At 61.3% G+C, this 26020-nt stretch carries 17 protein-coding genes and 2 rRNA genes; 12 read left to right on the top strand and 7 right to left on the bottom strand.

Annotated features, from left to right (window positions below; translation table 11 throughout):
• Positions 1-1035 (top strand): 23S ribosomal RNA (locus WAW39_RS11860); the annotation flags it as partial.
• A 136-nt stretch (positions 1036-1171) separates the two neighbouring features.
• Positions 1172-1287 (top strand): 5S ribosomal RNA (gene rrf, locus WAW39_RS11855).
• A gap of 134 nt (positions 1288-1421) precedes the next feature.
• On the opposite strand, the gene WAW39_RS11850 is transcribed toward rrf, so the two are convergent.
• Positions 1422-2594 carry a XylR family transcriptional regulator gene (locus tag WAW39_RS11850; protein WP_422319020.1) on the bottom strand — a complete coding sequence of 391 codons (1173 nt, stop codon included), beginning with the start codon at positions 2592-2594 and terminating at the stop codon, positions 1422-1424.
• Between the two features lie 111 nt (positions 2595-2705).
• On the opposite strand from WAW39_RS11850, the gene WAW39_RS11845 reads away from it, so the two are divergent.
• The 4 genes from WAW39_RS11845 (at position 2706) to WAW39_RS11830 (ending at position 7495) form a co-directional block, all read left to right on the top strand.
• Positions 2706-4313, top strand: coding sequence for a family 10 glycosylhydrolase (locus WAW39_RS11845; protein WP_422319018.1), 1608 nt, complete (start codon positions 2706-2708; stop codon positions 4311-4313).
• Positions 4314-4490: 177 nt separating this feature from the next.
• Positions 4491-6566 (top strand): penicillin-binding transpeptidase domain-containing protein, encoded by a 2076-nt coding sequence (locus tag WAW39_RS11840; RefSeq protein WP_422319016.1) that lies wholly within the window; start codon positions 4491-4493, stop codon positions 6564-6566.
• Positions 6567-6583: 17 nt separating this feature from the next.
• Entirely contained in the window at positions 6584-7009 is a 426-nt protein-coding gene (locus WAW39_RS11835) for a DUF6941 family protein (protein WP_422319014.1), read from the top strand.
• A 6-nt stretch (positions 7010-7015) separates the two neighbouring features.
• The gene (locus WAW39_RS11830) at positions 7016-7495 is read left to right on the top strand and encodes a hypothetical protein (protein WP_422319012.1); all 480 of its coding nucleotides are present in this window, start codon (positions 7016-7018) and stop codon (positions 7493-7495) included.
• A gap of 16 nt (positions 7496-7511) precedes the next feature.
• Here WAW39_RS11830 and WAW39_RS11825 read toward each other — a convergent pair whose 3' ends face one another.
• Positions 7512-9320 carry an exosortase/archaeosortase family protein gene (locus WAW39_RS11825; protein ID WP_422319010.1) on the bottom strand — a complete coding sequence of 603 codons (1809 nt, stop codon included), beginning with the start codon at positions 9318-9320 and terminating at the stop codon, positions 7512-7514.
• An 84-nt stretch (positions 9321-9404) separates the two neighbouring features.
• Between WAW39_RS11825 and WAW39_RS11820 the strand changes: the two genes are divergently transcribed.
• Positions 9405-10502, top strand: a complete 1098-nt coding sequence (locus WAW39_RS11820; RefSeq protein ID WP_422319008.1) for a hypothetical protein — start codon at positions 9405-9407, stop codon at positions 10500-10502.
• A gap of 58 nt (positions 10503-10560) precedes the next feature.
• Positions 10561-11763, top strand: a complete 1203-nt coding sequence (glgA, locus tag WAW39_RS11815) for a glycogen synthase (protein ID WP_422319006.1) — start codon at positions 10561-10563, stop codon at positions 11761-11763.
• A gap of 54 nt (positions 11764-11817) precedes the next feature.
• Here the strand turns inward: glgA and WAW39_RS11810 are convergent, their stop codons facing one another.
• From WAW39_RS11810 to WAW39_RS11795, 4 genes are all read right to left on the bottom strand, one after another.
• Positions 11818-13017, bottom strand: a complete 1200-nt coding sequence (locus tag WAW39_RS11810; protein WP_422319004.1) for a family 10 glycosylhydrolase — start codon at positions 13015-13017, stop codon at positions 11818-11820.
• Positions 13018-13077: 60 nt separating this feature from the next.
• Positions 13078-15393, bottom strand: coding sequence for a PVC-type heme-binding CxxCH protein (locus WAW39_RS11805; RefSeq protein ID WP_422319002.1), 2316 nt, complete (start codon positions 15391-15393; stop codon positions 13078-13080).
• A 120-nt stretch (positions 15394-15513) separates the two neighbouring features.
• Positions 15514-17148 (bottom strand): PQQ-binding-like beta-propeller repeat protein, encoded by a 1635-nt coding sequence (locus WAW39_RS11800; RefSeq protein WP_422319000.1) that lies wholly within the window; start codon positions 17146-17148, stop codon positions 15514-15516.
• A gap of 44 nt (positions 17149-17192) precedes the next feature.
• Positions 17193-19475 (bottom strand): PQQ-binding-like beta-propeller repeat protein, encoded by a 2283-nt coding sequence (locus WAW39_RS11795; protein ID WP_422318998.1) that lies wholly within the window; start codon positions 19473-19475, stop codon positions 17193-17195.
• A gap of 503 nt (positions 19476-19978) precedes the next feature.
• Between WAW39_RS11795 and WAW39_RS11790 the strand changes: the two genes are divergently transcribed.
• Genes WAW39_RS11790 through WAW39_RS11780 form a run of 3 tightly spaced genes read left to right on the top strand, consistent with a single transcriptional unit; the run spans position 19979 to position 24899 of the window.
• Positions 19979-21022, top strand: coding sequence for an HlyD family secretion protein (locus tag WAW39_RS11790; RefSeq protein WP_422319024.1), 1044 nt, complete (start codon positions 19979-19981; stop codon positions 21020-21022).
• Complete coding sequence (rbbA, locus tag WAW39_RS11785) at positions 21019-23772, top strand: ribosome-associated ATPase/putative transporter RbbA (protein ID WP_422318996.1); 2754 nt, start codon at positions 21019-21021, stop codon at positions 23770-23772. Before WAW39_RS11790 ends, rbbA begins: the two co-directional genes overlap by 4 nt.
• 2 nt (positions 23773-23774) lie before the next feature.
• The gene (locus WAW39_RS11780; RefSeq protein ID WP_422318994.1) at positions 23775-24899 is read left to right on the top strand and encodes an ABC transporter permease; all 1125 of its coding nucleotides are present in this window, start codon (positions 23775-23777) and stop codon (positions 24897-24899) included.
• 32 nt (positions 24900-24931) lie between these two features.
• Here WAW39_RS11780 and WAW39_RS11775 read toward each other — a convergent pair whose 3' ends face one another.
• On the bottom strand, positions 24932-25681 hold the full coding sequence (locus WAW39_RS11775; RefSeq protein WP_422318992.1) for a glycosyltransferase family 2 protein: 750 nt from the start codon (positions 25679-25681) through the stop codon (positions 24932-24934).
• A 168-nt stretch (positions 25682-25849) separates the two neighbouring features.
• Between WAW39_RS11775 and WAW39_RS11770 the strand changes: the two genes are divergently transcribed.
• On the top strand, positions 25850-26020 hold a 171-nt coding region (locus WAW39_RS11770), incomplete at its 3' end, for a PIG-L deacetylase family protein (RefSeq protein ID WP_422319022.1).

Here is a 26020-nt window from a genome sequence, read left to right as displayed (position 1 = left end):
CAAGGGGTTAGCCGCAAGGCGAAGCTCTGAACCCAAGTCCCCGTGAATGTCGGCCGTAACTATAACGGTCCTAAGGTAGCGAAATTCCTTGTCGGGTAAGTTCCGACCTGCACGAATCGTGTAACGAGTTGTCCGCTGTCTCAACGAGGGGCTCAGTGAAATTGTATTAGCAGTGAAGATGCTGCTTACCCGCAGAAGGACGGAAAGACCCTATGCACCTTAACTGTAAGCTGTCACTGGTCGTTTGGTTTCCATGCTTAGCGTAAGTGGAAGACTTTGAAGCGTAACTTTCGGGTTACGCAGAGTCGTCAATGAAACACCACCCTTGGGTATTGAACGATCTAACCGCAGTCCATGAATCTGGATGTGGGACCATGTCAGCCGGTCAGTTTTACTGGGGCGGTATCCTCCCAAAGAGTAACGGAGGAGCGCGAAGGTTGGCTCAGCGTGGTTGGTAATCACGTGTTGAGTGCATTGGCATAAGCCAGCCTAACTGTGAGACCTACAAGTCGAACAGATGCGAAAGCAGGCCAAAGTGATCCGGTGGTTTAATGTGGAATTGCCATCGCTTAACGGACAAAAGGTACGCTAGGGATAACAGGCTGATTTCATCCAAGAGTTCATATCGACGATGAAGTTTGGCACCTCGATGTCGGCTCGTCGCATCCTGGGGCTGGAGAAGGTCCCAAGGGTCCGGCTGTTCGCCGGTTAAAGCGGCACGCGAGCTGGGTTCAGAACGTCGCGAGACAGTTCGGTCCTCTATCCTCTGTGGGCGCAGGAAAGTTGAGGGGTTCAATTCCTAGTACGAGAGGACCGGAATTGACGCACCTCTGGTGTTCCAGTTGTTCTGTCAAGAGCATCGCTGGGCAGCTATGTGCGGAAGGGATAAGCGCTGAAAGCATCTAAGTGCCAAGCCCATCCCAAGATTAGCTTTCCCTGAAGGATCGTGGAAGACTACCACGTTGATAGGCCACGGGTGCAAGCGCAGTAATGCGTTCAGCTTAGTGGTACTAATCATCCGTTTGTCTTACATTGTTCCATTTTAAACTGAAGCCTGGTTCGACGGCTCATGAAGAATTTGTCCATACCCTGTATGCAGTTGTCAGAGAACACTCCCTGAAGTGTCTCCAGACACTCGGTTCATACGCCTAATCCGCGTGATGAGCCGCAGTCTGGTGACCATGGCACAGTGGTACCACCCGTTCCCATTCCGAACACGGAAGTGAAACGCTGTTGCGCCGATGATAGTATGGCGAAAGGCTATGCGAAAGTAGGACGTTGCCAGATTAAACATCATCCCGCATCTCGTAAGAGATGCGGGATTTTTTGTGCCCGCGTTTAGAGACCAGACCCAGCGCTGCGCGCCGCGAGCTGCAAACTCAAACCGCGAACCGCGCACAATCCCTGCCCGGCGTCACCACTCAGCCCCGCGCCGGCGCACGGAACGTCTTCGGACTCGGCCACGCCTGGTTCTTGAAGGCCACGCACAAATACTCGCCCGATGAAAAGCCAGCGCGCTCGGCAACTTCCGCTATCGAAAGACGCGTCGTGCTCAGCAGCTGACGCGCATGCTGCAGCCTCACCTTCAGGATCTCGCCATACGGTGAACTGCCGAAATGACGGCGAAACTTCCGCTCGAAGGCTGTGCGCGACATCGGCACCGCCTGCAAAACCTCCTGCACGCCGATTCCTTCGCATGCATGTTCTCGGATGTACCGCACCGCCGCCGCCAGTTGTGGGTCCGGCACGGCGATCGCATCCGTGGACTGCCGGGCGATCACTCCCAGCGGCGCAATCTTCAGCGGCTTCGTGCTCACTCGCTGGCCGCGCATCATGCGGTCCAGCAATCGAGCGGCTTTAAAACCTGCCTGCCGAGCGTTCGGCATCACGCTGGAAAGCGGCGGCTGGCAAAAGGCACAAAGCAGCTCGTCATTGTGCTGGCCAATCACGGCCACTTCATCCGGCACCTGCACACCGAGCTCCCGGCAGACATCCAGCACATGCTGGCCACGAATATCGTAGCTCGTCATGATGCCCACGGGCTTGGGCAGCGCCGAAATCCAGCGTGCCAGCTTGCGGCGTTCGCGGTTCCAGTTCAGCGCGTCACCGGGCTGGGAATCAAACACATCGCACCCATGCCCCGCACGTTGAAGTGCCGCTACGAAATGCCGCGAGTAGTCGCGTGCCCAGGCGAAACGGCAGTCCCCGCAATAGCCAAACTGGCGGAAGCCGCGCTGCAGCAGATGCTCCGCCGCCAGTCTTCCCAGGGCCGCGCCGTCGGCGATCACCGCAGGAAACTCCGGCGCCAGCTCCGCACCGCTCACATTCACCACCGGCACGCCCTTGGCTCGCACGGCTTTTTCAATCACCTCATTCTCGATGCGGGCGATCACGCCATCGCCCTGCCAGTTGGCAAACCACGGTGCTTCACCGCTGCGGCCCAGCTCCGTGAGATGCACGGCCCATTCGCCATGCGTGCGCAGGTAGTCACGGATGCCCTGCAGCAGTTCACGGGAGTAGGCATTGGAGGTTTCGATCAGCAGCGCCACCGCCGGAAGCTGCGGCTTGCGGCCCTTCGTTCGTTTAGCGGCCATGGCAGAGAGCTTGCGGCAGGCTGACGCAAAATCACAGAAAAATTGTGCAAAGTCGTCTGGAAGCGCAGGCCCGCCCTGTGTTTGTATGTAGTGCAACCATCCACGCCAGCCATGCGCCTTCCACTTTTCCCTCAATTCTTTCTCGTCCTGCTGACATGTCATTTCACCCACATGTCAGCCGGCGGTGCAGACACGGCCCCTCCGGCCAAAGAAAAGCGCCGCCTCGTGCTTTGCAATGACGGCGGTTCCCTCGGCGCACCGGGCATGGAGGCACCCATCGGCATTGAAGGCCTCGTGCGCGAAGCCATTGACCCACTGCGTGACACCATGGTTGACACCCTGTACTGGCAGATCGGCGTGGACCCCTGGATGGGCACGGACACGCATCGCCTGAGCGACTGGTATCTGCACCGCACAAAAGTCGGCACCCTGTGGGGCTCTGACCGCGACAAATTCAAGACCGCCTCTGAATGGCGCATTTATGAAAATGCTCACCAGATGATGGAGCAGGGGACTGATCCCGTGGCCGTCGTCATCGAGCACGGGCACAAGGCCGGGCTGGATGTCTTCGTTTCCTTCCGCATCAATGACGGTCATGATTCGCGCCTGAAGGATGGCAGCAAGGACACCAACCTCGTCCCCATGCGCCGTGATCATCCCGAGTGGCTGATTCATGGCGATGGCTTCGCCAAGTTTGAGTACAACTTCGCCGTCCCCGAAGTGCGCGCTTACACCCTGGCGCTCATCACGGAAGCCATCGAAAACTACGATCTCGACGGCTTCGATCTAGACTTTTGCAGGCAGCCAAAGCTCTTCAAGAATGGCGAGGGCGAGAAGAACATTGCGCTCATCACCGACATGGTGCGCGCCGTCCGCGCCTCGCTGGACGCACGGGGCAAAGTGCTTGGCCGCAAGCTTCTCCTCTCCATGCGCGTGCCGCCCGAGCTGGATAAAATGCATGACGAAGGCATGGACGTCGCCTCGTGGATCAAGGACAAGCTGGTCGACATCGTCATCGTTGGCGATCCCTTCGGCTGGAACTACCGCCTTCCTGTTGAGAAATTCAAGGAGCTGGCGAAAGGCACCGGCTGCAAGATCCTCGCGCAAAATCTCTGCGCCTTCAAAGAAGACCGCGGCCGCTCCGCCAGCGTGCTCTTCGGCGAGCGCGACTACTACAGCACCGCGCAGTTCCGCGCCGTGGCCGCACTGCACTGGCAGGCCGGCGCAGACGGCATGTACCTATGGAATCAGCACTGGCTGAAGCATTACCGTGACGCCCAGTTTGACCGCCAGTCATGGAAGGAAATCGGCGATCCCGCCGTTCTCGCCCACAAGGACAAGCATTACATCGTCGGCCCGCAGGAGCGTGGCGGCCCGCTGCCGCTGATTCTCGCGCAGGCCGGGGACAACCTCGAACTCAACGTCGAAATCGCCGACGCCCCCACCGCTTCCGGCGCTCAGGCCACTCTGCGCCTCATGATCGAACAACTCACCACCCTCGATCATCTCGACATCCGCCTCAATGGCACCGCTCTCGACCTGGCCTCCGCCAAGAAGCGCCTCAACTACAACGACTGCTGGCTCGACCTCGATGTTACCAAGCTCATGCGCAAAGGCGGCAACGCACTTGTCATCAAATGCACCGCCCGCAATCCTCATGTGCTCGCACCGCTGAAGGTGAGGCGTGTGGATGTGCTGGTGAACGGACTGGGGAAGTAACAAGGGTGAATCTGCTCTGGCTGGTGACGAAAAAGGGAAGGGCGCACCACGCCTTTTCCCCATCTCCTGCGAAATACCCCACCCCCGACCTCCGGCTTGACGCCGTGGGTGCGTAGCCGCATGTTCAGGCATACGCTGGGTGGTCACATGACCCATCGGCGATCGTCCCTATTTCCCATGCTTTTTTCGTATGATCTGACCTCGTCGTCCCTGCTCAGCCGGTTTCTGGCGGTGGGTTTTGGGATGCTGGCCGTGCTCGGTCCCCAAGTGCAGGCCCAGGTGGTGCTGAAGGCACAGCCGGTCGTGTCAGTCGAAGACGAGTCGAAAAAGGTGAAGCCTGCCGTGCCGGAAAAGCAGGATCTGAGTGCCTCATGGGCCACGCAGAAAGAAGCACGTGCCATGACCCTCAGCGTGCCGGCACCCCGTGGGCAGATCGTGGACCGCCACGGCATCCCCTTTGCGCAAAACCGCGCCGCCAACTACCTGGCGCTCGTCATGCCCTACATGGATCGCGCCACGGATGCGGAGATCACCAGCTTTGCCCGCACGACCATCGACAAGGTGAATGCGGCGCTTGGCAAGACTTGGTCCCTCTCCGACGAACGCGTGCTGCTTCACTACAAGCACCGCCGCTGGCTGCCGCTGGTCTTTTCCGTGGAAGAAGGTTTGAATGTGGAGATCACCCCGGACATGGAGGCGAAACTCAAGCCTCTGCTGGGCGGCAGTCTCGTCATCCAGGCGGCCTATCTGCGCCATTACCCCCAGGGGGCCACCGCCTGCCACATCATCGGCTACACCGGCAAGACACGACCTCTGCCCACCGGGCCCATTGTCGATGGCGACCCCGTGTTTGAAGAAATGGAAGGCCGTGAAGGAATTGAAACCGCCTTCGACACGGATCTCAAAGGCCAGTCGGGCATTGTGAACGTCCTCTTCAGTCCCGATGGCAAGCGCCTCTCCGAGGATGTGCGGCGCGCGCCAAGTCCCGGCCACAACGTGGTACTCTCCATTGATTACAATTTCCAAAAGTACGCTGAAAACGCCCTCAAAAAACACACCACGGGCGGCGCCATGGTCATCATGGACGTCACCAATGGCGACATCCTCGCCATGGCCTCCAATCCCGGCTTTGACCTCAATGAATTTGTTCCCGGCATCCGCCAGAAGCGCTACGATGAGCTGACGAAAGATCCGCATCTGCCGCTCTATCCGCGCTCCTTCCGTGGCGAATATCCCCCGGCCTCCACCTTTAAGATCGTCACCGCGCTGGGCGCGCTGGACAGCGGCAAGGTGGACGCCAAAACGCAGTTTGACTGCCCCAATGCTCTGGAGATCGGCGACCGCGTTTTCAAAAACTGGAACAAGGAAGGCGAGGGCTCCATGAACGTGGTCACCGCCATCAAGCGCTCCTGCAACACCTGGTTCTACCGTGCCGCGCTTGAGTCAGGCGCTGATTACATCACCAACATGGCCCTGCGCCTCGGTTTTGGCGAGCGTACCGGCATTCCACTCAAGGCCGAAGGAGAAGGCTTCGTGCCCACCAACAGCTACCTCCTCCAGCATCGCGGTCACAAGATGCTGCCGGGGGATCTGGCCAACATCGCCATCGGTCAGGGCATGGTGCTGGCCACGCCGCTTCAGGTCTGCCAGTGCATGGCCGGTCTCGGGGACGGAGCACGCATTCCCCAGCCGCGTCTGGTGCTGCAAGTCCAGGACCTCAGCGACCGGGTGGTGACGGCTTACGAACCCAAGGACCGCAGGCGCATCGACCTCAATCCCGAACAGCGGCAGACGGTGATCAGCGGCATGGTGGCCGTGGTCAATGGTGGCGGTGGCACCGGGCACGCAGCGGCCATCAAGCAGGCTGAGATCGCGGGCAAGACCGGCACCGCCCAGTGGCGCATCAACAAAGATCAGAACCTCGCCTGGTTCACCGGCTTTCTGCCAGCGGGCAAGCCCATGTTTGCCTTCGCCGTCGTTTATGAAGGTGAACCCGGGGAAGACATCAGCGGTGGTAAAAAGGCCGCCCCCATCGTGAACGAGGTCTTCACCAACATCTTTGAAAAAGCTCCGGCGGACGACCCCATGCTGCTGGCCATGAAGGAAGTTCCCAAGGCCACGATGGTCGAGGAGAATTCCGGTGGAGGAGGAGAAAAATCTTCGGACGTGGAGCCTGCCAGGCCGCCGCCTCCGCCACCTCCGCCACCTAAAAAAGGCATCGGCGGCTTTTTCAAAAGGCTCTTTGGCCGCTAACCCATGTCACCTGAACGATGAACATCCAGCTCGCCATCGTCTGTGACTTTGCCGCCGACTACCAGGGCAAGCTCTGCATCCAGGGCGCGTTTGACACGCTCTGCGCACAGACCTTTCCCGTGGTGCATCCGCAGTGCTCCATCGCCGTGCGGGCGGTTTTTCAGGGGGAAGACGCCGGCATGCATGAGTTTGTGATTCGCTGCGTCGATCCCGACGGCAAGGAATGCCTGCCGCCCATGCCTGCGCAGCTGGACGTGACCTTCCCCTCGTCCTTCATCCCGTTCGTCTCACGCAACATCGTTTACACGCTCCAGCGCTTGAAGTTTGAGCGTCAGGGCCTCTACCGCTGGCTGGTCCAGCATCAGGACGAAACCCTGGCAAGCATCCCGCTGCGCGTGACCTTGTTCGATGAGCGCCGCTCCGCCACCGGCCCAGCAGGCTAGCCCCCCATGATCACCTCCAAACCCAAGACACAATCCGAAACCAGCACTCCGGCAGGCACTCCCGTACGGCAGTTGTCCGTGTTCCTGCACAATCGCGTCGGAGCGCTCATGTCCCTGGTCAAGCTGCTCACCGAGCACCGCATTGAGGTGCTGGGCCTCTCCTTGCAGGACACCACCGAGCTCGCCCTCGTGCGCCTCATCCCCAGCGATCCTGAAACCACGGAGATGCTCTTCATTGAAAAAGGCATCCCGCATGTGGTCTTTCCCGTCACGGTCGTGGAACTGCGTGAGACGGACCACTCCCTGCCTCATGCGCTCTCCGCGCTGCTCTCCGCCGAGATCAACATCGACTTCACCTACGCGTTGTTTGTGCGTCCCGCCCAGCATCCCGTCTTTGTGCTCCACCTCGATTCCCCAGAAGTTGGCGCCGAAGTGCTCACCGCCTCCGGCTTCAAGGTGCTGACGCAGGAAGATTTGAGCCGGTAGGGCAGGGGGGCTGCCTTCAATGGGCTGCGGCAGGTGCCTGGGCATTCTTGAGCCACTCCTCTTTCGTCAGCATGAAGGTGGGGGCCAGCTGCGAAAGAAACGCGCGCGCATCCTCCACCGCATTGAGTTCCTGCATCGGGTCCTCCTGTCCCACGTGCTGCTCAGGCAGCGGCACATAGATGGAGGCCATCGACCAGCGGTGCTGGATGTTGCGGAACACCGCGTCATAGTATGAGAGGAAGACGTGCTCGTAGTGGTCGGCGCAGGAGGTGCCGTCGGAGCCGATGTACCAGTAGAAATTGATGGCTCGCGTGCGGACCTTCACCCCCGGCTGGGGCTCCGCATCGCGGAAGATGCGCATCATCATGACGGAGATTTCTCGGCCATCCTTCATTTGCAGCGAGATTGGCGTGCGGTCAGTCACCGTCCAGCCCTGGTTCGGCAGACACACCTCCGGGCGGTGCAGGCTGCGCTTTTCAAATCCGCTCAGGATCACCGTGGCCATGATCTGCCTGCCTGCAGCGGACGCATACACATTCCGCGCCAGCCGCACCCCTTCATCCAGCAGGTTTTTTTCATCGGCCGTCATGTCAAACTCACGTCCCTGGTAGTCGCCCAGAGACAGCGGCAGGTAGGGCAGTCGCGAGTCATCCGGCCTGAGCTTCACCCCCGGCGCCGCCACATGAAAGCTGATGTCCGTGCCCGCGCAGATGCCCAGCACCAGCAGCGGCAGCCCGATGGCCGCCAGAAGGTGGGCCAGCGTGCGGCGCGGCTGAGGAATCGCGCAGAGCTCACCCGCCGCCAGCGGTTTGCCATGACGCTTGAAATTGGCCTTCATCTCACGTCCTTCCAGCAGCCAGCACAGCGCAAACATGCCCGCCAGGGCGATGCCAAAGACCGCAAAGCCCGCAAACGTGTGGTAGGGCGACATTTCCTGGTGGTCCCCCATGTGCCTGCCCACCGCAAAATCAGTTCCAAACAGCTTCGTCCCAGCCACCAGCAGCAGCAGCCGCACCACATTGCCCGCCACCGCCAGCGGCACGGCGCACACAAACAGCAGCAATCGCGAACGCGGCCGCCTCAGCGCCAGGTAGCCCAGCAGCGCCGAGATCATCATCAGCGCAAAGAGCGAATTGATCCCGCTGCACTTGGCATCCACATCCAGGCTGAAGACATCCCCGATCTGCTTTCCGCTTTCAGCATCCGGAGCGGACTGCAGCGCGGAGCCCTCATTGATCGCCGGCACTCCCACCGCGTTCAGCACCGCTGCAGCCATCGCCGCCGTCTGCGGGCGCAGCGGAGAGGCCAGGGAATCCTCCAGCGGCTGCATCGGCCAGGTGAAGAGCAGAAACAGCCACGCAAAGGAAAGCGTGCGCATCCACGCCGTCCCAGCCACCAGCAGAATGAAGCCCGAAAGCACAAACTGCACCGCCAGAAAGCCCGGGTAGCCTGTGTTGGCCTTGTAGCCGATCCAGTAAAAGAACATTCCCAAGCCGAGGGAAAGCAGCCCCAGCCAGGTGCCCTTCAAGGGCAGGCGGCCCAGCTCCTCGCGCCGCAGCCACACCAGCCAGCCCACCAGCAGCGGCACCAGCAGGCAGAACTGCCAGTCCGCACGCTTGCTCACCCAGCGGCCCCAGCCGATCAGGATGCTCTCACGACTGTCATAGTCCCACTGCTGGTATGGCCAGATTAGAAACAGCAGCACCAGCACCGCAGGAAGCCCCCACAGCACCGCCCGCCGCAGCGTTTCCGGCTGCTCAAGAAGGGGCGTGGTGGAAGGAGTGAGGGTGGACACGCTGGGCGTCCGGGTGGAATCTGTTGCCATGACATGTATTGACGGACAAAGGCTGGCCTTGTTTGTTGATTCTGGCAACCTTCATCGCGTAACGTCACTGACGCATCATTCTTCATGTCCGATCCGCTTCCCCCCACCTCATCCCCTGCCACCGACGCCGAAGACGACGCGGAAGCCGCTTTACTCTTTGCCCGCTGCAGCCCCGCAACGGCAGACGCTGCGGCCAAGGCAAAATCCACTTCGGACCTTCCCAAGGAGGAAAATGCGCCGAATGTCGTTTCTTCCCACCTGGCCTACCGCCATCTGGTCATCTCACTCAGCACCTCGCTCATCATCGGCCTGCTGCTCCTGTTTGCAGGCAGGTGGTTCTACCTCGAGAAGATCGAACCCCGGCTTTCCGCTGCTGCCGCCCCGGTTCCGGCACCCGCTTCGGTGCCCGCTCCAGCACCTGCGCAATCAGATGCCAAGCTCCGGGAAGAACTCGCCAAGTCTGCCGAACACATCGCTGCCCTTGAGAAGCAGGTGGACGTCATGCGCCGCGAGCAGCTGCTCATGCAGCAGAAGACCCGGGAATCCCTCGAAAGCATCTCCGCCACGCTGAAAATTCCGGAACTCGCGCCTGCACCTGAGTCCCCCGTGACCCATCAGCCCGGCACCCCGCGCATGGCAGACATGAAACCCCAGGTCACGCCCACCCAGGAGGAGTTCATTCTGCTCAAGGAGCGCAACCGCCTCACGCAGTACGCTGACGAAGCCATCGCCACCGGCATGCGCCGCCCCGTTGAGGTGCTCGTCGACTACATGCGGGATCCGCAGCTCCCCCATCTGCATGACGCCGCGCAGGCCGAGTATCTGCGTGCCATCCGGGCCATTCAGCTCCTCCAGCGCGAAGACCCTGGCTACAGGCTCCCTGTGGCCGAACTCTTCAAAGACAGCAGCATTCGCGATGAGGCCGATGTCCCCCCCGCCGCCCTGCTCAAGCTGCTGGCTGACTACAAGCTCTCCTGGGAGGTGCGCGTGCGCGTCTGCTTCCTGCTCCTCGGCAGTCCGCTGCCCGAAACCAACGCCCAGCTCATCAAGTCCATCAAGGAAGACCCCTCCCTCGATGTGGCCAAGCACGCGCAGCTCGCCCTGGAGCAGCGCGTCAAAAAACGTTTCCGCCTCTTCGACATCCCCGCTATCGAGGCGTGGTTCCAATCACAGGGCAAGTGACCCTGAGAACCCCTTTTCCACCCCTCTCCAGCCACCAGGCGCCATCCCGCCCGCACCCATGAAAGCACTCTTCCTTACCAACGAATTCCCCCCTCACATCTACGGCGGCGCCGGCGTCCACGTTGAATACCTCACGCGCGAGCTCGCCAAGCTCATGGAGATCGACGTCCGCTGCTTTGGCGATCAGTCCAGCCACGAGGGCAATCTGAATGTCCAGGGCTTCGGCCTCGACACCACCGGCTGGGACAGCCCCTTGAATTTGAAGTCCGTCTTCGGCGCCCTGCAGCGCTGCCTCGATTTCAACACCCATGGCATTGATGCCAGTCTCGTCCATCTCCACACTTGGTACGCGCACTTCGGCGGCATCCTCGCCAAGCTCAATTACGGCGTCCCCATGGTCCTCACCGTTCATTCGTTGGAACCCCTGCGCCCTTGGAAGCGCGAGCAGCTCGGCCACGGCTACGACTTCACCGTCTGGCTGGAAAGCACCGCCCTGAAAATGGCGGATGCCATCATCGCTGTCTCGGAAGGCACCAAGGCCGACATCCTCCAGCACTTTGACGTCGATCCCCACAAGGTCCACGTCATCTACAACGGCATCGACCTCGCCGAATACCGCCGCACGGAAGCCCCCGACGTGCTGCGCAAGCACGGCGTGGATCCCGACAAGCCCTACGTCCTCTTCGTCGGTCGCATCGCGCGTCAGAAAGGCATCGTCCACCTCGTCCGCGCCATCCAGCATCTTGATCCCGGCTTCCAGGTCGTTCTCTGCGCAGGCGCACCCGACACCATCGAAATCAAAGAGGAGATGGAAGCCGCCGTCGCCGCCGCCAGCAAGGTGCGCCCCGGCGTCATCTGGGTGCAGGCCATGCTGCCCTTGCAGGAAAAGATCGTCATGTACTCCCATGCCGATGTCTTCTGCTGCCCGTCCATCTATGAGCCCTTCGGCATCATCAACCTTGAAGCCATGGCCTGCGAGACCGCCGTCGTCGCCAGTGCCGTTGGTGGCATCAAGGAAGTCGTTGTCGATGGCGAGACCGGCATCCTCGTTCCTTTGGAACAGCAGACCGAAAGCCCCTTCGAAGCCCTGCACCCCGAGAAGTTCGCCCGCGACCTCGCCGCAGGCATCAACAAACTCATGGCCGACCCCACCCTGCGCAACCGCATGGCCCAGGCCGGTCGCCAGCGTGCCGAAGACCATTTCAGCTGGAAGAGCATCGCACGGAAAACGCTCGCGCTTTACAAAACGCTGGCGGTGTAGGGGGCGTTTTGAAGCGGTCCGCGCACTCTGAGTGCGGCTGGGCGCATTAAACTTTCAGAAGCCCTTCATCATCTCCTTCCGGCCTTCGTTGAAAAGGTGCACGCCCTGCGCCCCGGCGGCGCGGACTTTGGCGGCGCGCTGGTCGTACTGCTCGCGGGTCAGCAGGGTGCTGGTGGCGGGCTTCATCTTGCCGGCGGCGATGAGGCGGTCCTCCTCCGCAGTGCGGTCGTGGCCTTTGACGATGGATTCCTCCCCAAACAGCACCGCGCAGCCGCTGCCCTGCGCCAGCTTCACAAACGGCGCGATGTCGAAGTCGTAGCCACCCAGCCCATGCTGGCCCACGACGAGGTAGTCGAGCAGGCCATCCTTCAGCCACGTGTCGATGTCGCAGCCCCAGGTGGCGTAATTCTTCCAGTCAATGCGCGCGGAGAGGCCCAGGTGGCGGCCCTTGCGCTTGCCAGCCTCATCCAAAAGCTGGCGCACTTCGCGGACAAAGCGGTTCATCATTTCAAAGCGCAGCGGAAACCAGCGCGGATCATCCTGCGGCACGGTGTTTGCCTCGATGCCGTACTTGGCCTTGAAGGCATCGCTCATCGGCTTCTCAAAACCGAAGAACGTGGGGTGGCGCTGGAAGTCGAGGTTGATGCCGTCGATGTCCTGCTCCGCCACCTCGCGCAGGATGTTGAGCTTGAACTCGCGCACTTCGGGAAAGGCGTAGGACTGGTGATAGCCCGGCTTGCCCTTGGCATCCAGCACGCGGAACTCGGGGTGCTTCCACCAGAAGCTGCCGTTGGCAAAGCGTGGAAACGTGCCGCCCCACATGCTCTCCGGGTAGTCGCCGTTCATGCGCAGCGAGGCATAGCACGAAATGCCCGCCTCATGGCAGGCCGCAGCCACGATACCCAGGGTGTTCTCTCCCGCATCCGCCATGCGCTTCACCGTCTCATGCGCCAGCTTGTCGCCACGCCGCGGGAACTCCGTCATGCCCGTGCCGTAGAGCTCGGTGACTTTGGAAGGATAATTGGAACAACTGCCCGCGATGACGCACCACTCCATCACCGCGATCTGCGTGTCTTTGTACGCCAGCATCGCCTTGCGCAGATCCTCCGCGCCCTTGTAGCGCCCGCTGTGAAACGAGCTGAAGCCATCGTCATTGGTGATGAGGATCAGCGATCCATTGCGCGGCTTTGGCGGTTCAGCAGAGAAGAGCGAAGCGCTGAGCGCGAAGACGGCGGGCAGGAGAAAGCGGGTCATGGGAAAAGAACGCGGATGAAGTTGCGTTCGTTGCGGAGCACTCCATTTCGTTTTCCGCTTTCACGGTGCCGAGCGCAGAAACGCGATGATGCTGGCCACCTGCTCAGGTTTCAGCGCATCGCCGAGTCCGGCTGGCATAAGTGAGACATTGCGCAGCGTGCGGATTTCAGCGCGCTTGCGCAGCACGGTGCGCTCCGCGCCGCCAGGGAGTTTCAAAGTCACACTGGTGGGCGAGTCAGACGCGGCGATGCCGAGGAGCGTCTCGCCGCGCTGTGTTTTCACGCGCAGCGTTTCATAGCCCGGCCGTGCGGCCTCGCTGGGGAAAAGAACGTCGCGTAAAATGACCTCCGGTGCGCGCTGAAACTCCGCATCCAGATCCGGCCCCACACTCACGCCGATGCCGTGTGACTTGTGGCACGCGCCGCAGATGCTTTGGAAAAGCACGCGGCCATCTTCGAGATTCGGCTTCTCCTTCAGCGCGGCCAGCACGGCGGGCACGCGCTTTTCCCACGCGGCATTCTGCTCCGCACTGGGCGCGGTGGGCACGGGCACCTCGGCTTGCTGGGGCAGGGGCTTGGTTTCTTCGAGACCCAGGCGCAGGATGTCGCCAGCCTTGCCCGAGGTGACAACCGCGAGGCAGGCGGAGATCTCCTTCGCATCCCCACGGCTCGCGATAATGCCGGCGAGGTTGTTCATCACCGGCTCGCTCTTTCCAGGATTTGAGGTAAGCGCCAGCAGCAGGTCCTTTTCCAAATGATACGCGGAGCTCGCAATTGCCGCATCCATCCACTTGAGCTGGCCATGGTTTCGCGCCAGCGCGAGGAGAGCTTCTTGGTCAGCACCGACACTGAGCGCCAGTTGCAGCGCGAGGTTGGGCTCCAGCTCTTGTTTGAGGCTGAGCGCGCGCGTCGCGGCATCCAGCGGCTTGTCATCCTCCTTACGCAGCTTCAGCACCAGAGCCTCGGCGGCGCTGAGTTTTGGGTGCGCGTCAGTATCCTTCGCTTCCAAGATCCAAATACGGCCGCGGTCATTCCCGTGGGTCACGCCATACTGCTGCTGCAGGTGGCGGGGGATGGCGGAGTAGTCCTCGATGATTTCGCGGTAGAAGTCGCAGATGGCCATGTTGCCATCGGGCGTGCGCGCGAGACTCATGGGATGAAACCAGGAATCCCGCGAGGCGAGAAACTCGCTCTGCTCCTCGCCCTTCACGCGCTCCAGCCGCAGCCGCGTGCCATCCCGCACGATGTCGGCGCGGTGGATGAGACTTTGCGCGGGCTCGCACACGAAGTACTGGCCGCGCCATACCAGCGGGCCGCAGGCGGAGGTGAAGTAGCCGGAAGCGGCGGCATCGCTGAGACTGATCTTGCGGTAGAAGGCGAAGTACTCCGCATGCTGCTCGCGCTTGGTGCGCCAAGGGTGCGGTTTGGAGATGGGATAGACGTGCGTGTCATCGCTGGCCGGTGCATCCAGCAGCGGTGCGGCGGCGTCTGGATTGCGCGTGAGGTAGCGCCACGGGATGGGCGTGACGTAGAGTCCGGGATGCGTGGTGGTACAGACAAAGCGCTCGCCGCCGGGCGTGAAGGCCATGCCCATGGTCTTGGTGCTGCCGCTCACAGGCTCGATGGCGCTGCCATCCGCACGGATGCGGAAGTCCGTGGCGGGCAGCTTCACGGGCTTCGCCAGATGCGGCCCTGTGATCTCGCCCCCGGCCCAGCCGCGTCCCAAGTAGTACCAGCCGTCCGGCCCCAGTGTGGGCGCATTGATGCCGCGCTCCAGATTGCCTGTGCCAAAGCCGCTGAAGAGCTTCTCATTCACATCGGCTTTGTCATCACCATCGCTGTCCTTCAGGAAAACGATGTGCGGCGCGCAGGCCACGATGAGTCCGCCATTCGCGGCGGCGATGCCATAGCACGGCGGCAGGCGGTCCGCCCACACGATGGCCTTGTCCATCACGCCGTCGCCATCGGTGTCGCGCAGCAGCTTCACGGTGCCGTAGGTTTCGGCCTCGGCCTTCTTCTTCGCCGCTTCGCTCGCCTGGATGCGCCGCACTTCGAGATCGAGCTGTCCCGACTTGTTGAGCTCGTCGATGTCGTACTGCCCTTCGACATTGTAGCCGTGCAGCTCACACACAAAGCAGCGCCCCTTGTCATCCCAGCAGATGCCCGAGGGCTCATGGATCAGCGGCTCGCTGGCCAGCAGGCGGATCTGATAACCCGCCGGCACTTGAAACAGCTTGGCACTTTCCGCCGGAGACAGCGGCTTCGGTGCATCGTCGGGTTTGGGGATCTCTCCATGCGCCGTGGAAAACACAAGCAGAGCGAAGATCACACGGCAGAGGCTCGGGGCATCCAACAAACAAGAAGGGCTGGGCAACATTCAAAAACTACGTGGTTCGCAGCATCAATCTTAAAAGCGTCCGCTCAGTGCGGGAGTGTGAGCACAAAAAAGGCGGGCCATTGCGGGCCCGCCTTTGAGTGATCTTTTATGGAACGTCGCTTACTTCACCTCAGGCGTTTTGGCGCCTTCTTTGAAGCAGTAGAGGTGCGTGTGGGTGGTCACGTAGAGGGCACCATTGGCGGCAACAACGCTGCTGAGCAGCGGAGAAGGGAACTCGATGGTGCCGAGTTCCTTGAGTTCCTTGCCTTCGGCGAGGATGAAGAGTTCGCCTTCTTCATTGCCGATCCACACCTTGCCATCAGCAACGAGCGGGCTGGCCCAGATGTGGCCCTTGGTGTCGAACTTCCAGTATTCCTTGCCGGTCTTGGCATCGAGGCAGAAGAGGCGGCCGGTGTAGTCGGCGGCATAGACGAGACCATCCTTCACTGCAGGAGTGGAGATGGTGCGCTCGATGCCCTTGAAGGTCCACAGTGCCTTGCCCGTGATGTCGCCCTTGCCCTTGGGGTCGATGCAGCTCAGGCAGCCCACGCCTTCACCATGCTCGGGGTCCTGGCCGATGTTCACATACACCAAGCCATCAGCGACGGTCGGGGTGGCGATGATTTCGCTTGGGCCGTCGTATTCCACGTACTTGATCGGCTCACCGGCGGAGTTCTTGCGATACTCCGGTGGGTTGGCGTCATAGCGCCAGAATTCATTGAGGATGTCCAGGCCTTCAGCGTCCTTGTGCGTCTCAGGAGCCATGGAGTACACCCAGCCGTCACCGGCGGCGAAGACGATCTGCTTCTTGCCGTTCACGTCCACCGAGTTCGGGGAGGACCAGGAGCAGTGCAGCACGCGCTCGGAGGCGACGTGATCCATTTCACCGAGGAGCGCACCGGTTTCGGCGTCCAGCATGATGAAGCTCGGGGAGTTTGGGGAAGGGATGTTGGTGTGCGTCCAGTCCACGCCGTTGCAGGTCGGCACGAAGACCTTGCCATCAATCACCAGCGGATAACCGGCGGTCGCATTGTGCTGGAAGACGCCGAGTTCTTTGTACATGTCATACACCCAGAGGATGTCGGCATCGGTGTCGCCGGGGGTGAGGGGAGCGGTGGGCTTGCCGTCTTTATCGAGCGGAGCCATGAAGGCGCCTTCGTCCTGCATGCCCTGGTTGCCATTGGACAAGCCCTTGACGTCCAGGCAGACGATCTGGCAGCGATTGCTCGGCACGTAGGCCTTGTCTCCCACAATGGTCGGGCTGGCGCAGATGCCCAGGTATTCCCAGTCATTCACCTTGCCGCTGCCCATCTTGGGGGAAACCATCTGCCACTTGAACTGGCCGGTGTACTCATCAAACACCATCATGATGCCGCGGTCACCGATCTGCTTGTCGTTGCGTGGAGACTCGTTGTTCGTGCCCACATAGACCTGACCATTGGCGATCATCGGTGTGCCGTAGGTCTGGGAGCCCAGCTTGGCCACCCAGAGGCAGTTCTTCGTGGTGCTCATGTCGATGTCTTCAGCGCCGGGCGCCTTGTTGGCGTCCTGGGCGTTCGGGCGGAGGCGTCCGGCCACTTTGGGAGCGGCCTTGGGGCCGAACTTTTTGCCGGGATTGAAATCTGTCGGCAGGCCTTTTTCGTCAGACACCATGTTGCGGGTGTTGCCACCACCCCATTGGGAGTAGTCGGCGGCATTCAGCGAGGCCGTGGCAACCAGGGCCGCGGCGAGGATGGGAGAAAGTTTCGTGGTCATGTGGTTTAAAAAACAAACGTTTCGTGGCGCGTTCCGTGTGGGGATTACTTGTTGGGGGTGACGCTCAGGTTGTCCAGATAGACGCGTTTCTGGTTCATCGGGGTGAGGGCGAAAATACCAGGGGAGCCGTTTTTATGGGCGCGGGGTGCCTTGACCTCGATGGTCCAGGCGGAGGGCTCGGGCTGGGCTTTGTCCCAGATTTTTGCCATGATCACGCCGCTGCCGTCCTTGGCCACGTCCACCTTGGTCTTCAGGGTGTACCAAGTGCCTGCCACGGCCTTGAAGGGCACTTCCTGCTTGAGGCGCTCGGGGTTGGAGCTGACCTCCAGCTTGCTGGCATTGCCACGGAGGCAGATGAGGTAGCGCTGATTGATGAGGCCGATGTCGGACTTGGAACGGGCGCTGCCGTCCGTCATCACGTCTGCCTGCATGGTGTAATTGGAGAGGTTGGACGGGGCCACAAAGACGGTGGCGCGCTGGAAGAGCAGGCGGTCAAAGGTCTTGGCAAAGACCTTGTTGCCGGCGTTTTCACGCACGTCGAACTTGAAGCGGGCACCGATCCAGGGGAGCGGCGGGTAGGAGAACATGACCTTTTCCGTGGGCTGCTCATCCTTGAGCTCGTAGCCGTCGAAGTTTTCCACCAGGGGCAGGTTGCGGAGGGCGCGGCCGCGGATGGTGCCAAAGGTGCCGTCCGGAGCGGTGGCCTTGAAGGCACCGGCGCTGGACTTGGCGTCAGGGGCCACCACGAGCCGGCCTTCGTCGTCGAACTTGCCGTCCATCGTGGCTTTGACCTTGGCGGTTGGCGGGATGAAGGACTCCCACTTCACCCCCTTGACGTCCGGATTCACCAGGAAGCCAGCGGCATCCACGCTGCGCACGCGGAAGGACTGCTTGTGGCCGGTCATGATGACGGTTTCAGCAGGGATGATCTGCAGCGCCACGGCCTTGCCAGCCTTGGGCATTTCCACTTTCGGGGCGGCATCCACCTTGATTCCCTTGTTTGGAATTTTGAAGGCGTGGAAGCCCTCGGTGGTCGTCACGTAGAGAGTGCCGTCGCACACAGTGGGTGCGCCCAGGCACTGCACGTTTTCGCCGAGCTTGATCTCCTGCACCACTTCGCCGGATTTCTCGCCGGGCTTCACCACCACGAGCTTGCCGTCCAGCATGGGGCAGTAGAGCAGGCCGTCCACATAGAGAGGGGATGAGTGGAGGTTGGCGTTGCTGAGTTTGAGCTTCCAGAGGTCGGTGCCGGTGTTGGCGTCGATGGCGTAGAGTTCCGCGCCGTCGGTGAGCTGGTAGATCACATCTCCCACCAGGACAGGGGAGCTGCTGGTGGCGCCGATCGGGTTGCGCCACACTTCCACGCCGGGTTCCAGCGTGGTGGCTTCCTGCGCAGGCGGCACTGGGGCGGTGAGCTTTTCCGGGAGCTTGATGCAGATCATGCGGCCCTTCTCGGAGTTGTCCACGTTTTCATCTCCGTGGATGGCGATGAGGTTGCCCTTGTGCAGGACCACGGAGGGGTTCACTCCGTTTTTGCAGATGGGCATCTTCCAGTAGGGCTTGCCGTTGTGCGTGTTGACGCAGACGACGTGGCCGCAGCCGGTGGTGAAGTAGGCCACGCGCTTGCCGTCGCGGGTTTCCAGCACGGGGGTGGAGAAGGAGCTGTCCACGGGCGGGCTCACGCCGGGCAGTGTCCACCAGGCCAGCTCGCCGGTCTTCTTGTCAAAGCCGTAAACGCGGTCTGCCGCAGGGCCGTCTGCGCCCCAGTTGGAGAAGATGAAGTGGATGATGACGAACTCGCCTTCGATCACCGGGCTGCCCACGCGGGAGTTCGGGAAGGTCATGCGGCCAAAGTCTTCCATGAGCGGGATCTCAAACACCTTGGTGCCGTCCAGCTCGTAGCAGAGGAAATTGCCGGCGTTGCTCACCAGATAGATGCGCTTCGTCTCAGGATCGACCGTTGGAGCTCCGATGGAGTAGCGGTTGTAGATGGAGTCGCTGAGATAGTCGGGGATCTCATGCTGCCAGAGCTTCTTGCCTGTCTTTGCATCCATGCAGGTGATGAGCTCGATGAGATCCGTCGTCTCTCCTTTGTATCCCCAGAGGATCACCTTGCCATCCACCACCACGGGCGTGCCGCGGCTGCGGATGTCAGCGGACCACGTGGGCTTTTCGTTCAATTTTCCAGCCTTGGTGTAATGCTCCAGGCTCACGCCGTTTTGCAGCGGGCCGCGCCAGTTGGTCCAGTCATTCGCTTGGGAGATTCCGGTCAGTGCCAGAGTGGCGGCAAACAAACAGCCGAAGGAGGGTCGGGGACGGTGGTGCATGGATTGGGAGGGGAGGATGGAAAATGAAACATCGTGAGCACGCGACGCGCTTCAATGCGATTTTCATACCTTTCGCACAGGAGGCGTCACTAGCTGTCATGGGGGGATGATGGCAACGCATCATACGCCTGCCATCTTGCAGAAGGACGATCACAGTTGAGGGCGGAAACGTGGAATCCTCGTTGCCTGCCATATTAGACTTCGGCAGTGGCTGCCTTGGGCCCAACCCGCTCAACGGTTGGCATGACCGCTGTCCACCACCTGCAAGAATGGCACAGGAATCGACAGTTCAGATTCTTGGAAAGAGGTAAATTGAAGGCGCTTCCAAACCTGTCTCCTTCCTCTCCCTGATCATGACTCTGCCCGTTACACCGAATGCTTCGAACAGTGGCACTCCCGTGCCTCCCGCTGCCACGGGTGCGGCACCGCCAGTTCCGGCCCCGGACTTGGCAAGCCGGCCCTTCAAAAATGCAACCATGTCTTTGATCAAGGATCATGGGGGCATGATCGCCATTGCCGTCATTGTGGTCGTCATGGCTGTTGCGCTGGGGCTCAAATTAAAGCCTGCAGGACCGGGCGCTGGCTTTGTGAGCGGGAACGGGCGCGTGGAAGCCACCGAGGTGGACATCGCCACCAAGCTGGCCGGACGCGTCCAGAACATTCTGGTGGATGAGGGGGATTTTGTGCAGGCGGGGCAGTTGCTGGCGCAGATGCAGGTGGACGTGCTCAATGCGCAGTACGACGCGGCGAAAGCCCAGCTGCAGCAGGCCATCACCGCCGTTGCCAGTGCCGAGGCCCAGGTGGTCGCACGGCAGAGTGACATGGCTGCCGCGCAGGCTGCGACCGCCCAGCGCCAGGCTGAACTCGGAGCCGCCAAGAGCCGCTACGCTCGCACCAAAACGCTGTCTGCCAGCGGTGCGATATCCTTGCAGGACCATGACGATGATGTCGCCAGGTTGCACGGTGCCGAGGCTGCGGTGACGGCGGCACAAGCCCAGGTGGCCGCAGCCCAGGCGGCGATCAAGGCGGCGGAAGCTCAGGTCATAGGAGCCAACTCCGCCGTAACCGCGAGCAAGGCGACCGCCGCCAGCATCGAGGCGGACATTCTGGACTGCCAGCTCAAGTCGCCACGGGATGGGCGTGTGCAGTACCGCGTCGCACAACCGGGCGAGGTCCTGGCCGCCGGAGGCAAGGTTCTCAATCTGGTCGATCTCAGCGATGTCTATCTGACCTTTTTTCTGCCCGAGACGGCGGTGGGCAAAGTGGCGCTGGGCAGCGAAGTGCGCGTGATCTTGGACGCGGCACCGCAGTATGTGATCCCGGCGCAAGTTTCCTATGTGGCCAGCGTTGCTCAATTCACACCCAAGACCGTGGAGACCGCCACCGAACGGCAGAAGCTGATGTTTCGCGTCAAGGCGCAGTTCGGCCGCCCATTGCTGCAAAAGAATTTAAAACTGGTCAAAACAGGCGTGCCCGGCGTGGCATGGCTGAAACTTGACGCGAAAGCAGCATGGCCGGAGAGCCTGGCGATCAAGGTACCCCAATGAACCGGGTGCCATCCAGTTCCGTGCATGTGGCCCATTTGGTGGACGTCAGTCTGCACTATGGCAAAACCAGCGCGCTCGCCGGTGTCACGTTGGAGATTCCGGCCGGGCAAATGGTGGGGCTGATCGGCCCGGATGGCGTGGGCAAATCCAGTCTGCTCGCGCTGGTGGCCGGAGCCCGCAAGGTGCAGCAGGGGCGCGTCGAAGTTCTGGGTGGCGACATGGCGGGAGCGCGTCATCGCGAGGAGGTGTGCCCGCACATCGCCTACATGCCGCAGGGGCTTGGCAAAAATCTTTATCCCACGTTGTCGGTGGAGGAGAATCTGCAGTTCTTTGGCAGGCTCTTCGGTCACGATGCTGCCGAGCGCCGCCGCCGCATTGACGAGCTCACGCGCAGCACCGGGCTGCTTCCCTTTTTGTCGCGTCCGGCAGGGAAGCTGTCCGGAGGGATGAAACAGAAGCTGGGCCTGTGCTGCGCGTTGATCCATGATCCGGATTTGTTGATTCTCGATGAGCCCACCACCGGCGTGGATCCTCTGGCCCGGTCGCAGTTTTGGGATCTGATTCAACGCATCCGTGACGGGCGCTCCGGCATGAGCGTCATTGTCGCGACGGCTTACATGGAGGAGGCGGAGCGGTTCGACTGGCTGGTGGCGATGGATGCAGGCAAAGTGCTGGCCACCGGCTCACCCGCAGAGATCCTCGCCCGTTCTCAGAGTGAATCACTCGACGCTGCATTCATTGCCTTGCTGCCAGAGGAAAAGCAGCGCGAACACCGTGCGGTTTCGATCCCGCCGCTAGGCACTGCGAACAAGGATCAGTTTGCCATTGAAGCCTCAAATCTCACCAAGCGCTTCGGCGATTTCGCTGCGGTGGACCACGTCAGCTTTCGCATTTTGCGGGGAGAAATCTTTGGCTTCATCGGGTCGAATGGCTGCGGCAAGTCCACCACCATGAAGATGCTGACCGGCCTGCTGCCGGCCACCGAGGGGCGTGCGATGTTGCTCGGTCATGAAGTCAATGCCAGGGACATCACCACCCGCAGGCGCGTCGGCTACATGTCCCAGGGGTTCTCGTTGTATTCGGAGCTGTCGGTGCAGCAGAACCTCGTGCTGCATGCGCGGCTGTTTTCGGTGCCGGAAGTGGAAATTGCCGCGCGCGTCGCGGAGATGGCCCGGCGGTTTGGCCTGGCTTCGTTGCTGGATGCCATGCCGGACAGTTTGCCGCTGGGCATCCGCCAGCGTCTTTCGCTTGCCGTGGCGATGGTGCACAAGCCGGAGCTGCTGATCTTGGACGAGCCGACATCGGGCGTGGACCCCATCGCCCGTGACACGCTCTGGCAGCTGATGATAGATCTCTCGCGCAACGACCAGGTCACGATTTTCATCTCCACCCATTTCATGAACGAGGCGGGACGCTGCGACCGCATCTCGCTGATGAACGCGGGCAAGGTGCTGGCCACCGATGCTCCCGCCGCCATAGTGCGTGAGCGAGGCGCCGCCTCGCTGGAGGAGGCCTTCATCGGCTATCTGCAAGAAAGCGATGAGCAGGAGAAGCAGACGCCCGCAGTGGAAGCGGAGGCTCCACCTCCTTCGGCGGCGCCGGTCGCGCGCGCTGGCCGGAAAGCATTCAGCTGGCGGCGTGCGTGGAGCTACAGCTTGCGCGAAGCGCTGGAACTCAAGCGCGATCCCGTCCGCGCCACCATGGCCTTGCTCGGGTCCATCTTCCTGCTGTTCGTCTTTGGTTATGGCATGAGCCTGGACGTGGAAAACCTGACCTATGCTGTGCTTGATCGTGACCAGACTGGCCTGAGCCAGAATTACGCACTCAACCTGTCCGGCTCGCGCTACTTCATCGAACGTCCGGCCATCACCGACTATGCTGATCTGGATCGGCGGATGCGATCTGGCGAACTCGCGCTGGCGATTGAGATTCCCCCCAACTTTGCCAGGAACCTGGAGCGCGGCAATCCAGCCCAAATCGCAGCCTGGGTGGACGGCTCCATGCCAGCCCGCGCCGAGACGGTGCAGGCGTATGTGCATGGCATGCATCAGAACTGGCTGCTGGATGTTTCCCAGCGGCGGCTCGGTCAGAATGCCGGAGCCGGTCCGGCCACCATCGAGACGCGCTACCGTTACAACCCTGATGTGGCAAGCCTGCCGTCCATGGTGCCGGCAGTGATACCGATGCTCCTGCTGATGATTCCTGCGATGCTCACCGCGCTGTCGGTCGTGCGTGAAAAGGAGCTGGGATCGATCACCAATCTTTACGTCACCCCGGTCACGCGCAGTGAATTTTTGCTCGGCAAGCAGCTGCCCTACGTGCTGCTGGCGATGCTGAACTTCACCCTGCTCACGCTGCTGGCCATCACGGTTTTTGGCGTGCCGCTCAAAGGCAGTTTTCTGACCTACGCCGTGGCCGCGTTTTTGTTTGTGATGTTTTCGACCGGCCTGGGCCTGTTCTGCTCCACGTTTACGCGCAGCCAGATTGCGGCCATCTTCGTCACCCTCATTGGCACCATCATCCCCGTGGTTCAGTTTGCCGGCCTCCTGAATCCGGTTTCTTCGTTGGAGGGAACGGGCCTCTTCATCGGCCGCATTCAGCCGGCCACCTATTTTCTCAACATCAGCCGCGGCGTGTTCAACAAGGCCTTGGGCTTCTCCGGCCTGCAGCATTCCTTCTGGCCCATGCTGCTGGCGGTGGTGTTCATCATCTCCTTGTCCATTGCGCTGCTGAAAAAGCAGGATGCCTGACCATGCCACTCGCCCCCAACATCTACCGGCTTGGAATCAAGGAACTTTGGAGCCTGGCACGTGATCCTGTCATGCTCGTGCTGATCGCCTACACCTTCACGGTTTCGATCTATATCGCCGCCACGGCCATGCCGGACACGCTGCACAAGGCGCCGATCGCCATCGTGGACGAGGACGGTTCACCGCTTTCGGCACGCATCGCCGCAGCGTTTTCCATGCCCCGCTTCAGTCCGCCGGTCATGATCTCGCTGTCCGAGATGGATGCGGGCATGGACAATGGCGACTACACCTTTGTCATCGACATACCGCCGGATTTTCAGCGCGATGTGCTGGCTGGCAAGTCTCCGCGACTCCAGCTCAATGTGGATGCCACCCGCATGACGCAGGCCTTCACCGGCAGCAGCTATGTGCAGCAGATGATCTCCGACGAGGTCAATGAATTCGTCGCGCACTACCGCAGCAGCGCCACTCCGAGGGTGGAGCTGGTCCTGCGTGAACGTTTCAATCCCAATCTGGAGCAGTCCTGGTTCGGCTCCTTGATGGAGGTCATCAACAATGTGACCATGCTTTCCATCATCCTGACAGGTGCGGCGCTGATCCGCGAACGCGAGCACGGGACCATCGAGCATCTGCTGGTGATGCCCGTCACGCCGTTCGAGATCATGGTTGCCAAAATCTGGTCCATGGGGCTGGTGGTGCTGGTGGCGGCGACCATCGCCCTGCTCGGCGTGGTGCAGGGGGCCTTGCACGTGCCGGTGGAAGGTTCCGTGGGGCTCTTCCTGCTCGGCGCGGCGCTGCATCTTTTCGCCACCACCTCGATGGGGATTTTCATGGCCACCCTGGCGCGCTCCATGCCGCAGTTTGGCCTTCTGGCGGTGCTGATCCTGCTGCCCATGGAACTGCTTTCTGGCGGCTTCACTCCACGCGAAAGCATGCCGGGCATTGTGCAGCATCTGATGCTCTGCGCGCCGACGACGCATTTCGTGTCATTCGGCAAGGCGGTTTTGTTTCGCGGTGCCGGCCTCAACGTGGTGTGGCCTCAGTTTCTGGTGCTGATCGGCATCGGCGCTACATTCTTCACCATCGCCCTCGTGCGCTTTCGCAAAACCATCAATGAAATGGCCTGAACCCTTTCAAACGACGGCACCCGAGGGCGGTGTTACTTCTCCGCGGCGGCCTGACGCAGTTCGGCCGCTCCGGCGGGCATGGTGCCTGATTGGCGCTGCCACCTGCGCATCAGCTTGATGAACTTGATGGTGTCCTGCACCGGACGGATCTTGGTCTTTTCGGCACCATAGATGGTGCTCACCGGCACGCTTTGAATGGTGAATCCGGCGCGGCTGGCCAGCAGCAGCATCTCCGTTTCAAAGTCAAAGTGGTCGCTGCTGCCCATGATGTAGGACACCAGGCTGGAGCGCACCAGGCGGAAGCCGCACTGGGTGTCCGGGATGCGCACGCCGCAGGCATTGCTGATGATGCGGGACATCAGGCTGTTCACCATCCGGCGCACAATCGGCATGCCCTTGACGTTTTCAAAGCGGTTGCCCACCACCACGTAGGCAGAGCCATCGCGGGCAGGGGCGGTGAAGCGCGGAATTTCTTCAGGCGCGTGCTGGCCGTCGCCGTCGAGGAGCAAAATGAAATCAAAGCCGCGCTCGGTCAGGGTCTTCATGCCCGTCTTCATGGCGGCGCCTTTGCCCTGATTGACCGAGTGAATGATGACTTCCGCGCCAGCCGTCTTGGCGAGTGCCGCCGTTTCATCGGGGGAGCCGTCGTCCACCACCAGCACCAGGTCCACATGCGGAATCGTCCTCTGCACCACATCGGCAATGGCCATCGCTTCTCGGTAGGCCGGAATGAGTGCAGCGATCTTGCACGTGGGGGTTGGGGGGTGGCTGGCGGCCTGCATGAATTAAGTGGGTTGGCAATCTTCCACGGTTTCCCTGACCCTGTCCAACCAGAATATGCCGCCGCCAAGAATTCATCTGGCACGCTGAAAGAAGCCGGGTATGGAAATGCCTCCCATCCTCCCCCCACCCAGCGGTTTCTTTATTCCCTTATTCCCTGATCCCACCAGATGCCTTCCTCCTTCACGCTTTCACCCCAGGATCGCGTGTTGGTTTTCGCCCCCCATCCGGATGACGAGGCCCTGGGCTGCGGCGGGCTGATCCAGCAGGCGGTGGCGCTGGGGGCGCAGGTGCGGGTCGTTTTTCAGACCGATGGCGACAACAATCCCTGGCCGCAGCGC

This window comes from Prosthecobacter sp. (genome assembly GCF_049294395.1).
Taxonomy (GTDB): Bacteria; Verrucomicrobiota; Verrucomicrobiia; order Verrucomicrobiales; family Verrucomicrobiaceae; genus Prosthecobacter.
The sequence above is the reverse complement of the archived record's forward strand: the minus strand, read 5'-3'. Positions and strand labels throughout refer to the sequence as shown.

What these genes read in the sequence shown, in the direction of transcription:
- WAW39_RS11775 (WP_422318992.1), bottom strand. Translation starts at nt 25,681, where the DNA reads ATGCAGGCCGCCAGCCACCCCCCAACCCCCACGTGCAAGATCGCTGCA.
- WAW39_RS11805 (WP_422319002.1), bottom strand. Translation starts at nt 15,393, where the DNA reads ATGTTGCCCAGCCCTTCTTGTTTGTTGGATGCCCCGAGCCTCTGCCGT.
- WAW39_RS11800 (WP_422319000.1), bottom strand. Translation starts at nt 17,148, where the DNA reads ATGACCACGAAACTTTCTCCCATCCTCGCCGCGGCCCTGGTTGCCACG.
- WAW39_RS11840 (WP_422319016.1), top strand. Translation starts at nt 4,491, where the DNA reads ATGCTTTTTTCGTATGATCTGACCTCGTCGTCCCTGCTCAGCCGGTTT.
- WAW39_RS11845 (WP_422319018.1), top strand. Translation starts at nt 2,706, where the DNA reads ATGCGCCTTCCACTTTTCCCTCAATTCTTTCTCGTCCTGCTGACATGT.
- WAW39_RS11850 (WP_422319020.1), bottom strand. Translation starts at nt 2,594, where the DNA reads ATGGCCGCTAAACGAACGAAGGGCCGCAAGCCGCAGCTTCCGGCGGTG.
- rbbA (WP_422318996.1), top strand. Translation starts at nt 21,019, where the DNA reads ATGAACCGGGTGCCATCCAGTTCCGTGCATGTGGCCCATTTGGTGGAC.
- WAW39_RS11835 (WP_422319014.1), top strand. Translation starts at nt 6,584, where the DNA reads ATGAACATCCAGCTCGCCATCGTCTGTGACTTTGCCGCCGACTACCAG.
- WAW39_RS11830 (WP_422319012.1), top strand. Translation starts at nt 7,016, where the DNA reads ATGATCACCTCCAAACCCAAGACACAATCCGAAACCAGCACTCCGGCA.
- WAW39_RS11810 (WP_422319004.1), bottom strand. Translation starts at nt 13,017, where the DNA reads ATGACCCGCTTTCTCCTGCCCGCCGTCTTCGCGCTCAGCGCTTCGCTC.
- WAW39_RS11825 (WP_422319010.1), bottom strand. Translation starts at nt 9,320, where the DNA reads ATGGCAACAGATTCCACCCGGACGCCCAGCGTGTCCACCCTCACTCCT.
- WAW39_RS11780 (WP_422318994.1), top strand. Translation starts at nt 23,775, where the DNA reads ATGCCACTCGCCCCCAACATCTACCGGCTTGGAATCAAGGAACTTTGG.
- WAW39_RS11820 (WP_422319008.1), top strand. Translation starts at nt 9,405, where the DNA reads ATGTCCGATCCGCTTCCCCCCACCTCATCCCCTGCCACCGACGCCGAA.
- WAW39_RS11790 (WP_422319024.1), top strand. Translation starts at nt 19,979, where the DNA reads ATGATCGCCATTGCCGTCATTGTGGTCGTCATGGCTGTTGCGCTGGGG.
- glgA (WP_422319006.1), top strand. Translation starts at nt 10,561, where the DNA reads ATGAAAGCACTCTTCCTTACCAACGAATTCCCCCCTCACATCTACGGC.
- WAW39_RS11795 (WP_422318998.1), bottom strand. Translation starts at nt 19,475, where the DNA reads ATGCACCACCGTCCCCGACCCTCCTTCGGCTGTTTGTTTGCCGCCACT.